Origin of the sequence: Flavobacterium cupriresistens, assembly GCF_020911925.1 — a bacterium.
GTDB classification, from domain to species: domain Bacteria; phylum Bacteroidota; class Bacteroidia; order Flavobacteriales; family Flavobacteriaceae; genus Flavobacterium; species Flavobacterium cupriresistens.
In genome coordinates this window covers 2,058,246-2,070,881 of the sequence record NZ_CP087134.1, presented here as the reverse complement: position 1 = coordinate 2,070,881, position 12,636 = coordinate 2,058,246, and the positions used below count along the sequence as shown (strand labels likewise).

The 12,636-nt window shown below is 35.6% G+C and carries 10 protein-coding genes; 3 read left to right on the top strand and 7 right to left on the bottom strand.

From position 1 onward, the window contains the following. Window positions 1-134: 134 nt before the first annotated feature. Together LNP23_RS09235 and LNP23_RS09230 are read left to right on the top strand one after the other, a co-directional pair. A complete protein-coding gene (locus LNP23_RS09235; RefSeq protein ID WP_230004657.1) occupies window positions 135-623 on the top strand; it encodes a DUF1761 domain-containing protein in 489 nt (162 codons plus the stop codon). 120 nt (window positions 624-743) lie between these two features. Continuing rightward, window positions 744-1,889, top strand: a complete 1,146-nt coding sequence (locus tag LNP23_RS09230) for a peptidogalycan biosysnthesis protein (protein ID WP_230004656.1) — start codon at window positions 744-746, stop codon at window positions 1,887-1,889. 2 nt (window positions 1,890-1,891) lie between these two features. On the opposite strand, the gene LNP23_RS09225 is transcribed toward LNP23_RS09230, so the two are convergent. Further along, the gene (locus tag LNP23_RS09225) at window positions 1,892-2,761 is read right to left on the bottom strand and encodes a diacylglycerol/lipid kinase family protein (protein ID WP_230004655.1); all 870 of its coding nucleotides are present in this window, start codon (window positions 2,759-2,761) and stop codon (window positions 1,892-1,894) included. Between the two features lie 63 nt (window positions 2,762-2,824). Here LNP23_RS09225 and LNP23_RS09220 point away from each other — a divergent pair, with 63 nt between their 5' ends. Then, a complete protein-coding gene (locus LNP23_RS09220; RefSeq protein WP_230004654.1) occupies window positions 2,825-3,787 on the top strand; it encodes an App1 family protein phosphatidate phosphatase in 963 nt (320 codons plus the stop codon). Window positions 3,788-3,991: 204 nt separating this feature from the next. Here the strand turns inward: LNP23_RS09220 and LNP23_RS09215 are convergent, their stop codons facing one another. The 6 genes from LNP23_RS09215 to LNP23_RS09190 form a co-directional block, all read right to left on the bottom strand. Further along, a complete protein-coding gene (locus tag LNP23_RS09215) occupies window positions 3,992-5,905 on the bottom strand; it encodes an ABC-F family ATP-binding cassette domain-containing protein (protein ID WP_047778549.1) in 1,914 nt (637 codons plus the stop codon). Between the two features lie 270 nt (window positions 5,906-6,175). Next, complete coding sequence (locus tag LNP23_RS09210; RefSeq protein ID WP_047778548.1) at window positions 6,176-7,174, bottom strand: TerC/Alx family metal homeostasis membrane protein; 999 nt, start codon at window positions 7,172-7,174, stop codon at window positions 6,176-6,178. Between the two features lie 31 nt (window positions 7,175-7,205). Beyond that, window positions 7,206-8,717 (bottom strand): helix-hairpin-helix domain-containing protein, encoded by a 1,512-nt coding sequence (locus tag LNP23_RS09205; RefSeq protein ID WP_230004653.1) that lies wholly within the window; start codon window positions 8,715-8,717, stop codon window positions 7,206-7,208. Window positions 8,718-8,720: 3 nt separating this feature from the next. Continuing rightward, window positions 8,721-10,130 (bottom strand): PP2C family serine/threonine-protein phosphatase, encoded by a 1,410-nt coding sequence (locus LNP23_RS09200; RefSeq protein ID WP_230004652.1) that lies wholly within the window; start codon window positions 10,128-10,130, stop codon window positions 8,721-8,723. A 5-nt stretch (window positions 10,131-10,135) separates the two neighbouring features. Continuing rightward, window positions 10,136-11,188 carry a TerY-C metal binding domain-containing protein gene (locus tag LNP23_RS09195; protein WP_230004651.1) on the bottom strand — a complete coding sequence of 351 codons (1,053 nt, stop codon included), beginning with the start codon at window positions 11,186-11,188 and terminating at the stop codon, window positions 10,136-10,138. Between the two features lie 804 nt (window positions 11,189-11,992). Then, window positions 11,993-12,628: a vWA domain-containing protein gene (locus LNP23_RS09190; protein ID WP_230004650.1), complete on the bottom strand. Its 636-nt coding sequence runs from the start codon at window positions 12,626-12,628 to the stop codon at window positions 11,993-11,995. Window positions 12,629-12,636 lie beyond the last annotated feature (8 nt).

Genomic DNA, 12,636 nt, shown 5'->3' with positions numbered 1-12,636 from the left:
GACATAAAGCACATAATGTCGATAAAGTGTTAATAAGTAATTTATTAACGTTATTTATACTACTTATTACAAATTTCCAAAAGTTTTACTTTATTTGATTAAATTTGACTAACTAATCATAAAAACCTCATATTATGGAAATTAACTTTATTGCACTACTAGTTGCTGCTATCATGACACTTGTCGTTGGTTTTATCTGGTATCATCCAAAAGTCTTTGGAACAGTATGGATGAGAGAAAGTAATCTGACCGAAGAGGTCCTTCGAACCGGAAACATGCTTAAAATTTTCGGATTAACATATGTTTTTTCGCTAATGATTACCATCGTTTTAATGGCATTGACTATTCATCAATCCGGAGCAGTAGGAATGGTCGGCGGCCCTCCGTTGATCGCCAGTGCAAAACCATCGTTTGCCGCTTTTATGGCAGATTACGGAACGGCTTATCGTACTTTTAAACACGGTGCGCTGCACGGTTTTATCTCAGGCCTGTTTTTTGCTTTTCCCGTAGTTGGGATTAATTCGCTATTCGAAAGAAAATCATGGAAATACATTTTGATTCACGCCGGATTCTGGATCGTCACACTGACTTTAATGGGTGGAATCGTTTGTGCATTTGCCTAACCACATAAAAGAACACAACCCGTTTGAAATCAAAAGTCAAACGGGTTTTTCTTAATAATAACTTAAACAGGATTGGTTCTTATAAATATTATCTAATTTTGACAAAATTAGCATCTACTTTTGAGTACAACTTATACTTTCCAACTATACAATAGCGCTTCATCACTGCCTTTAGAATGGGATGCGCTAACCACCGAAAACATCTTTCTGACCCGGAAATATCTCGAAGTACTCGAAAAATCTTCTCCGGCCAATATGCTTTGTCATTTTATCGGAATTTTTAAAAATGACAATCTAATCGGAATCGCTTTAACTCAATTTATTTTCGCAGAAAAACTCGAATCTTTTGGAGAACGGGATCAGTGCTTAAAAACATCAGTTCGTAATTTTGCATTCAAGAATTTTGCTTCGCATGTTTTGTTTGTGGGCAACAATATGCTTACGGGACAAAATGCTTTTTCGATTGCTGAAAATGCAAATCAGGCAAAAGTGATTAAAACACTCCATAAAGCCATCACTGAACTCAAAAAAGAGCTTAGAGCAAAAGGGAAGAAAGTTCATATTACCAGTATAAAAGACTTTACAGAAAGTGAGATTGAGCCTTTAAAAAGTGAATTCAAAAACAACTTTACCTTCTCTACGCAGCCCAATATGATTTTTGAAATCAATTCGAATTGGAAAACGGAACAGGATTATATTGAAGCACTTTCTAAAAAATATCGCGACCAATACAAACGCGCCCGCAAAAAAGCAGAAGGAATCGAAAAACAAAAAATGTCTCTGGAAGACATCATAAAATATGAAGATACGATTTATGATCTCTATTTTCATGTAGCAAAAAATGCGCCTTTCAACACTTTTTTTCTGGCTAAAAATCATTTCCGCACTTTTAAAGAAATCATGAAAGAAGACTTTCTTTTTTATGGTTATTTTTTAGATGAAAAGTTAATCGGATTCAATACTTTGATTCAAAATGGCGCTGTGATGGACACCTATTTCCTAGGCTATGACGAGAGCATTCAGCGTGATAAAATGCTATACCTCAACATGCTTTATGATATGATCGCTTATTCCATCAATCATGGATTTTCGGAAGTTGTATTTGCCAGAACTGCCCTCGAAATAAAAAGTTCCGTAGGCGCTAAACCAGTAAAAATGTACGGTTTAATCACCCACAGCAATGCTTTAATCAATAAAAACATCGGTAAACTATTTGATTACTTAGAGCCTAAAACGGAATGGAAAGAAAGAAATCCTTTTAAATAATTTTAAGGAACGGCTATTTTCATTTGTTTGTGCAGAATATGAATGTCTAAAGAAGTCTGTGCGCCGCAATACTCCCCGTCAATCTGAAAATTAACCGGATAATTGGTTTTAATAGTGGCTTTATCGGTCGAAATGATCACAATATCCTCGGAATCAATGGGCATATTTCCGGTAATAATCTTTCCAAGCAATAATAAATCGAGGCTTTTAAGAATTACCAATTCAAACTTACCGTCGTTCATTGCTCCGTGAGGATTGATCGTAACACCTGTTCCGTATTTCTGAGAGTTCGCAATGACAATCATTCTTGCCGTGTGTTCGCTTGTTTCTTTATTAGTCGTAATTGTGGCAACAAAAGGATCATTGGAATCCACCAGCGTCGTGTAGGCCTGCAAAGCGTAGCCCCAGATGCCTCTCCAATTACTTTCTTCGTAGTTTTTTACTAAATCAGCATTGATTCCAATATCACTCAAGTGAATGCTCTTCTTGCCGTTAATAGAAATCATATCTATTTCCATATACGAATGCAGAAAAGCAATTTCCAGATTCTCTTCTGTTGAATCCGGTAAATTTAAATCGACAGACAAACCATTGGCAGAACCGGCGGGCAAAATACCAATTACAATATCGTATTGCTCCATTGCTTCGGCAACCATTTTTATAGTTCCGTCACCACCAGCCACAACAATTCTTTGGGGACTGCATTGCTCATAAAGCAATTGTATCGCTTTTACATCGGACTGGCCTGTGGTTTCATACACCACCAAATTGAAGTTATTTGTGATCGAAAACTCATAGACAGCCTCCATTAAATCTGACTTATCCAAATCACCCGAAATAGGATTTACAACAAAAACAATATTCTTTTTCAAAATTTAATTTCTAAAACCGATTAAAATAATTAATTTCCAACTTTATATAAAAGTACACAATTAATGAAGCCAATTCTACAATTATACCGGGGTTATGCTAATGATCAGGAATTAATCGTGATGGGGCATGTCTTTAAAACATTGTATGATTATGATTTTCAGAAGAAAAACTTCAAAAACGCTACTTCTATCGTCAACTTATTTCGGATAAAAACCATTCGGAATTTTGATGTCTACCTAAAATTCGGTCATCAGGAAATTCACTCGAAAACACTCGATGATGGTTATTTCAAATTTTGTATTCCAATTCAGGATGAGCCTAATTTTGGGTGGATGGAATATGAGGTCAGCATCCGATACAAATCAGAAACCATAACCGCAAAAGGCAGTTTTATAAGGCCTCACGAAGGCAATCTTGGAATCATATCCGACATTGATGATACTTTTTTGATTTCTCATACGCGAAATGTCTTCCGAAAAATATACATTCTTTTATTTAAAAATGTCAACGACAGAAAGGTTTTTAATGATGTCGTTCCGCATTACCAGGCTTTAAGTTCTGCCGGAAGAAACAATAAAGAAGAAAAAAACGCCTTTTTTTTTGTTTCCAGCAGTGAATGGAATTTATACAATTTCATCGTAAAATTCACCAAAATACACCGACTGCCCAGAGCTGTTATTTTATTGAAGGATATCAAAACCGGAATCACTGATTTTTTTATGAGCGGCAGAGGCAATCACGATCATAAATTTGACAAGATCAAACATGTTTTAGAGTTCTACCCCAATCTACAGTATGTTCTCTTGGGAGATGATTCGCAACATGATCCTGTTTTGTACGAACGCATTTGTAAAATATTTCCCGTAACCGTAAAAGCGGTTTACATCAGACAAACGGGCAAAAATAAAAAAGAAACGACCAAAACCATTCTCAAAAATCTGGAAGGTTTAGACATTGCGGTTTGTTATTTTAAGGACAGCAGCGAAGCTATTATGCATTCTAAATCTATTGGGATTATTAAGTGATTGCGAGATGCTTTTTTTTTATTCGATTGTCACCCTGAGCGAAGTCGAAGGGCTGTTTAGGTAAAAAGGGGGCTTCGACTTCGCTCAGCCTGACAGATGAGAAATCTGTTAAAAAAAAACAGATTTTCTATGAATAATTGTACCATAGAAAATCTGTAAACTAAAACTGTGACTGAGACTGTAAACTGAGACCGAGACTAAAACCTAGACACTAAAATTATCAATCTCTTCCTGAACGATTTCCCAATCTAATAGTAACTGGTCAAGATCTGCTTTTTTCTTGTTGTAAGCCTTAAAAAAGGAAGCATCTTCTATATGTTTGTCGTAATTAGAAGTCAACATTTTATCGTCGTGTTGAATGTCTTTTTCTAATTGTTTGATTTGACTTTCGATTTTACTTAATCTGTTTTGCAGTGCTTTTCCTTTTTTCTGATCTTCGTATGAAGTCTTGTTGTTTTCTTTTGGAGCAGCTACTTTTGCAACGTCTTTTTTCTCGACTTCACGCATGTTTTCAAGATTGCGTTGCTCTAAGAAATAGTTGATATCACCTAGATATTCTTTTATTTTCTGGTCTTTAAATTCATAAACGATATTCGACATTCCCTGAAGGAAATCTCTATCGTGAGAAACCAATAATAAAGTACCACCGAATTTTTGAAGTGCCGCTTTCAGAACGTTCTTAGATTTGATGTCTAAGTGATTCGTCGGCTCATCCATTAACAATACGTTGATAGGCTGTAACAATAATTTACAAAGTGCCAAACGGTTACGCTCTCCTCCTGAAAGTACTTTTACTTTTTTCTCTACATCGTCACCACGGAATAAAAATGATCCTAACATATCACGAACTTTAGAACGGTTCGTATCTGTTGCAGCATCTTCCATGGTTTGAAGTAAGGTGATTTCACCATCCAGATATTCTGCTTGATTTTGGGCAAAATAACCCAACTGAACGTTGTGTCCTAACTTAATATTTCCCTGGTATTCAAATTCATTAACCAATGCTTTGATAAAAGTAGACTTACCTTGTCCATTTTGTCCAACAAAGGCAATTTTACTACCGCGTTCTACCAATAGACTAATCTCTTTTAGGATTACTTTATCGCCATAACTTTTAGTAACATTCTCTGCTTCAACGACTACTTTTCCTGGTTCTTTTGAAACAGGGAAAGAAATATTCATTACTGAATTATCGTCTTCGTCAACTTCGATTCGTTCTACTTTATCTAATTTTTTAATCAACGATTGCGCCATCGAAGCTTTTGAAGCTTTCGCACGGAATTTCTCGATTAATTTTTCTGTTTCTTCAATCTTCTTGGCTTGGTTCTTTTGAGTTGCCAATTGTTTCTCACGGATTTCGTGACGCAATTCCAAATACTGAGAATATGGTTTATTGAAATCGTATGCTTTTCCTAACGAAATTTCGATCGTACGATTGGTCACATTATCCAAAAACATTTTATCGTGCGATACAATTACCACAACTCCCGGATAATTACGAAGGAAACTTTCTAACCAAATGATACTTTCGATATCTAAGTGGTTGGTAGGCTCATCCAGTAACAATACATCATTGGATTGTAATAATAACTTCGCCAACTCGATACGCATTCTCCAACCTCCCGAAAAAGTCTCGGTTTGGTTATTAAATACTTCTCTTTTGAAACCTAATCCTAAAAGAATTTTCTCTGTATCTCCCACATAGTTATAACCTCCTAAAAGGTCAAAACGATGTGTATAATCAGATAAATCTTCAATGATTTGGCTGTATTCTTCACTTTCATAATCGGTTCTGGTCACCAATTGATGATTGATTTCTTCTAACTTTTTTTCTACAATTTTAATCTCAGTAAAAGCTTCATAAGCTTCTTCCAATACGGTTCTTCCTTGTTCGAAATCAATATCCTGGCGTAAAAACCCCATTCGGATATCTTTTTCCTGAGAAATAACTCCTGAATCCGGAGCAAAATCTCTCGCTAACATTTTAAGCATTGTCGATTTACCTGCACCGTTTTTACCAACAAGACCTACGCGGTCTCCTGCTCCTAAACGAAAAGTAACTTCTTCAAATAAAAATGTTCCTCCAAAAGAAACCGACAAATTGTGTATATTAAGCATAATGTATGACTATTGTTGTATGCGACAATGGCTGAATAAACCATTGTTATTTATTAAATTAACGTGTAAACGGGTTGAAAAAACAACCTTTTTTACGATACGTTTTGAAAGTGCAAAAGTATAACAATTAATTGAAGTTTCTACGTTGAAAAACAATAGCTTTTGCAATATTCTCCCGTACAAAAAAACGGATTGAAAATTACATGTAATTTCCAATCCGTTTTTTAATATGTTTATATTCTTTGTGGTTTTAAAAACCTCTTCTTAAAATTAAGCTTCTTTAACCTCCGGTAACATGATCGAAGCCACAACCGAAATTAAAAGAACGCCTCCGATTACCAATAAAGAGTAAACAGAATCGACATGATAGAATGGCGAAATGATCATTTTTACCCCGATAAAAGATAAAATAATTGCCAAACCGTATTGTAATTTACTGAATAAATGAATGAAATTATCCAACAAGAAGAACAATGCTCTAAGTCCTAAAATCGCAAAAATGTTTGAAGTATAAAGAATAAACGGGTCATTTGATATCGCAAAAATTGCCGGAATAGAATCTACTGCGAACAATAAATCGGTAAATTCAATCACCGCAACCACAACTAAAAGTGGTGTTGCTAATTTTTTTCCGTTTTCATACGTGAAGAATTTATCTCCATCGTACTTATCGCTAACACTGAAAAACTTTCTAATCAGTCTTGCTCCTCTTGTATTGTTGTAATCCTCATCTTCGTCCTCATCTCCTGAAGACCATGATTTGATCCCTGCATAAACCAAAAACAATCCGAAAGCGGTCATAATTAGGTTGATATCGTATTTAAATCCTGGGATTCCTGCAAAGCTTAACAATTTATTCAAATAGGTCAATTCGATTAAGAAAGCTCCTGAGAAGATAAAGATGGCTCTTAAAACTAATGCTCCGATAATTCCCCAGAACAAAACTTTATGTTTGTTTTGATTGGCAACATCAAAAAACTTAAATACTAAAATGAAAACAAAAAGATTATCAACAGAAAGTGCTTTTTCAATCCAATAAGCCGATTGAAATTCATAGAATTTTGCCGATCCGGCGAAGTGGTACACTAAACCACTAAAAATCATCGCTAAACTAATCCAAACTAAAGACCAGGTTACTGCTTCTTTATTACTTACTACGTGACTTTTTTTATTGAAGATTCCTAAATCCAACAATAGCATGATGACTACTGCGATCGCAAAAACGATAACCAGACCGGGATGTTCTGAAAAAATTGGGTGTTGATTCATTTTAGATATTAATTAAGTTAAATTTTAAATTTTATGTATTAGCCATTGTTATTACGATCACTCTTCCTCCTTCTTCCTTTGAAAGAAGTATTTTTTTTCCATCGGTAAGTTCTACCATGGTGCCTATTGGAATTTCTTTATCTTCTGTCAAATCTTTCAACGAATTCAACTTCTGATTGACCAATACCCACTTCCCTTTGAAAAAAGTAAAATAACCAACCGGTACTTTTTGCTCCGGGGTCAATTTCTCATTTCTGGCAATATTACGATTAACGTGCCATAGAAACAAATATTGATCATTATAAACCATTAGTCTATGATTCTCGGGCTTCCAAACGGTATCCTGATATTGATAGTACAAGTCTAAAACCGGAAGTGTCCCTTCGTGAGCTGTTCCGCAAAACGGGCATCTTGGACGATTTGTATTGTCAAAAACATACCATTTTTGTTCGCAAGCCGTGTTATGACATTTCTGCATTAAATCGGTTGTTTTTAATAAGGCATTTTCCCACTCTTCTGCATTAGGTCTTTGCATTGGATTGTGTAATCCGTCTATAAAAACTTTATCAAACAATGTTTTTAAATAAGGCCCCGTGATTGCGTATGGCAACTTGGCAATATCTGCCCAAGGCAAATCCCATTTTGAAACCTGATTGAGTTTAGGTCTGTTGGTAACATCCGTCGGGTGCTCGATAAACATTGCCCTCTCTCCCATCGACAACAAATCGTCTTTTTCGGTATCTAAATCATGTACTTTCCCTCCTTTTAATGGATGTCTGTGCAGCAAAAACATATAAATAAGAACGGGCAGTGCATGCAAATCCGTAAGCCTGTTGGGCAATTTTCTATTGGGATCTGTTTTGTCTAAATGTTTGGTAGCAAGTACTTCGGGAGCAATAAATTCTGCCGTACCAATTACTTCTGCCTGAAACACACCAGGTACGACCAATCCGTCTAAATCAATCATACAAGCCGATCGCTCAACGGGATCAATCAAAACATTATTGTACGACAAATCAGAATGCGCCAATCCCATCGCGTGCATCTTTTTTACGCCTCGTGACAGATTTACACAAACCTGAAAATAGCTCAGCCAATCTCCCAATTCCGAATTTGCGACCCGCAACGGGAAGTGTGGGTTTCTGAATTTTGGCCCTGCAAACCATTTTCCGTTTTTTTCTTTTCCTTGAATTAAATCGCTCGTCTGATATCCTTTTCTAAAGAAAAACTTCGAATGATAAACCGGAACAATTATCCCTGTGAGACCATTATACCCGATGACATCGGTTGGCCATCTGAACACTTCATTTAAATAATAATCACTCGCTTCCCCTTCTTTAATCTGAGCAAAATATTTACCGGTTATGCGCTGCAATCTTTCTTTTTGATTGTCGTCTAACTTGTCTCTAAAAATAGCGACCACATATTTTTTATCGGGACTAAAATAAACATCTTTTACCCCACCGCGCATGGGTTCGCCATTATCAACAAATTGATAGGTTTTTGTGGTGTCGTTTATTGATTTTACCGTAACTATACTCATCTTCTAGTAAATTATAGCAAGAGTTCTGTCGTCGTGATTTCCGGGACTCCAAAAATCCATCCAGTTCGAGAGCTGTGTTGCAATAGCTGCATTGTCACGCTCAAAATCGACTTTGGCTTTTTCTGCATTATCGCCTTTCAAATCAGATAGAAATGCCTTCCATTTCTCTATTTTTTCTAAGTTGGCTTCAACCTCAAACTTTGGATCATAGATTCCGTCAGTCATCAATACCAGATAAGAGAAATCATCTACTATTTTAAAGCCAAATCGAGATGAAAAATTCTCGTTTTGAAAGATTTCCGGCATGGTTATAAATCGGGTGCCACCACCAAATTCTCCAGCGTCTATAAGGTTTATTAAGCTTACCTCAGTTAAATCTTTGTTGATCAAATTTATCGGACAATCTCCAACTCCAAAGCTTAAAATAGCATAACCAAAATCATATTTTTTAACCAAAGTAAAAATTAAAGTGGCATGAAAATTTTTCAATTCCTCACCCTGCTCTGTTGCAAATTCTGCTATCTTTTGATTTACAAAATGTGCCGCTTTCGACAAATTAGTACTTACAAAATCGTTTGCTTTTTGAATTGATTCCAGATCTTTTTTAACGTGATAATTTAGCGCCAACTCTTCGAACTTGCTCCAAACTTCAGTATTTAAATGGGTTTCGAAATAGTCAATTATAGCATCACACGCTAATTTTGATCCTTTTCTGGACAGCGCTGCAGAACCTGCTCCGTCTGAAACTGCTAAAACGCTCCATCCGCTTGCTTCGAAATTTCTGAATGCAAAATCGTCTTCTCTAAAAGAACCTACATTAGCATGACTGCGACCTCTTTTGGAAGCGACCACAATATTTTTGTCCAAAAACACAGCTGAAACAGCTACATTGTCTTCTTTACTAAAAGGGGCATTGGGATCACTTTCAATATTTTTCCACAATGACTTTGGATCCGGGTTTATGATCAGCGTAACTATTTTTTCGTTTAATAGCACTTCCTCAGCTTCTCCCTCTATTTTAAAACGGAATTTTATTTTTAAATCGCCGCTTCTTTTTGGGATTCCAAAAAGCAATTTTTCGGCAGTATCAAAATAAAGTCCTGTTTCTTCTAAATTTTCAATTTCGTAAAAAATAATATCTTCCCAACCCAGTTTTATAAAGTCAATTTTTGATTCATATTCTTTATTCACCGTACCGTTGGGCAAGAAAAAAGAATGCTGCATAATATCGTCAATTCTATTCTTTAACTTCCAATTGTCCATAATCAGCTTTTGCTTTTCTTTTATTATTTTTACTGCTGCACTGTTTGTTTCATCACTAATAAAATCTTCAAAAAGCGATTCTTTGCTTTTTGGAATATCGATTTTATTTTGAAATAAAAAAGACTGAAGATATCTTTTGGTCTCTTCCATAAGTGTTATCCTTGGGTTCTGCTGACATCAAAACCACCTTCTCCGTAACCATAAGATCCCTGATTATGACACCACGGACAGGTACTGATCTCTTCGTCTCCAATACAATGTATTTTATCGCAAACACAGACTGCAAAAGCAATTTGGTTCCCGCAACAAGGGCAGGTAGGAAATCCGGTGAGTTCTTCTGTATTTACGGTAGTATTAAAGGTCGATTCGTCTGCCAATTCGAAATAAGAATTATCGACCTGATAAGCGCCAACGAGTTTGTAATTTTTTGAACTCAATTCAACACCTGCATAAATTGACGGCGCAATTGTTTTGCGGTATTTCATCAAATAGGGCCTTTTTGAGTTTTGACATTTACCGTTCAAAACCACATAATTATCATCAACATATTGTCTAATAGGCTCTGCTTTGGTCAAATCTATTTTAGAAAGTGTTTCGCCTTCTAATTTTGCCAATTCAAAACCTGATGAATTATTCTCGACACTAATGCTACTTGTCTTGATCGAATCGGTAACCCATCTGAAAAACTCTTTATACGATTGTACATTGGTGTTTTTAAAATGGAGTACATTTTCTGTCAACTGTCCCAATAGTTTTGTATCGGTTTCGTTTCCGAAAGAAACGGCGATCAAATTAGCGGTTCGTTGCCAATTTTCTTTCCATTCGTTTATAGCGGCCTGACTGTTGTCGGTTGGCACTCCATCTGTAAAAAGGAATACAATTGGCTTCCAGTCTCCCTTTACTTCATAAGTTGTTTTTACAATATTATTTCTTAATTCGTACATCAAATGTCCTAATCCTTTACTCAATGAGGTCCCGCTTCCTACCGGAAATTTAGGCGGATAAAAACTCACGATTTCCTGTAAGGGTACCAATGTTTTAGGCTGACCTGCAAAAACAATAATCGAAACAAAAACCGTTTCCAACGCATGTGGATCTGTTTTTAATGCCTGAATTATAGTGGCTAACCCTTCTTCAACTTGCTGAATGGGTTCTCCAACCATTGATTCCGAGATGTCAATCAAAAAATATATGGGTAATCTTCTCATTTTATGAAGAATTTTAAAACATTAAAAAATAATTATTATAACCTGTTTTGGGGAATTCAGCTAATTTTTTTTTAACACATAGACACATAGGTTTTGAATTTATAAATTGAAACGTTTCAAGAAAATCATATTTTCTTCACATTAGCTTATGCGATTTATTTTAAGTGAAACGTCTTTTTTTATGCTTTGCTAGCTATGTCTCTATGTGTTAAAATTAATTGAAACCAATGAGTTACTATAACCCGCTAGGTGTAATTCTGCTAAATCTTTTTAACACATAGAAACATAGATTTTGAATTTATAAATTGAAACGTTTCAAGAAAATCATACTTTCTTCACATAAGCTTATGCGATTTATTTTAAGTGAAACGTCTTTTTTTATGCTTTGCTAGCTATGTCTCTATGTGTTAAAATTAATTGAACCCAATGGGTTACTATAACCCGCTAGGTGCAATTCTGCTAAATCTTTTTAACACATAGAGACATAGATTTTGAATTTATAAATTGAAACGTTTCAAGAAAATCATATTTTCTTCACATGAGCTTATGCGATTTATTTTAAGTGAAACGTCTTTTTTTATGTTTTGTTAGCTATGATTCTATGTGTTAAAATTAATTGAACCCAATGGGTTATTACAACAACTTATATCCTAATTACTAGACTACTTTGATACGGGTTTTCGAAAAACAAAATAGTAGTAAAATTTACGATTGAAGAAGTCGAAAATTGATTTAAGTATCTTCCGAACTTGTCTTTGTCAGACAACAATTCCAGATGTAAACTTAAAACTGAATTGATCAGGATTAAATGACTACCGTTATTTCGCTTGGTGGTGGTGGCAGCAGTACGCTTTCTCCGGTTCCCTGGCTTTTATTTCCTTGTTCGATCGTTTCAGAGACCCATTTAAAAAATTGTTTTAAAGTCGAGCTGTCAGCTGAGGCCAAATGAACGACATTGGCAGTAAGTTCCTTAAGAATACTGTCATCTGCCATGTGACCGGCTGCACAACCTACAACAGCGCCAAAATTTAACGCTTTAATTTCTTGTGTTTTTTCTCTGTAAAACTGAATATCCGAAGGTTTTCCATCCGTAAAAACAAAAAGTAAAGGTTTCCAGTCTCCTTTTTGAGTCGGGGAACCTTTTATTACTTCTGCGTTTACTTTCTGAATTATAAAATCTAATCCGGCTCCTGTATTGGTAGGACCACTTTGTGGACAAGTAATCTCCGGAAGCTGAAAATGAACCAACTCGGTTAAGGGCACAATCTCCTTTACTTCTCTGTCAAAAGTTACAATACTGATCCAAAGCGAATCTAAAGCTTGTGCATCTGAACGCAGATTATTAATCATACCGTTCAACGCATTATTCAAAGCCTGGATGGGTTCGCCGTACATTGATCCGGACGTATCTAATAAAAAATATACTGGTAATCGTCTCATCGTACTAT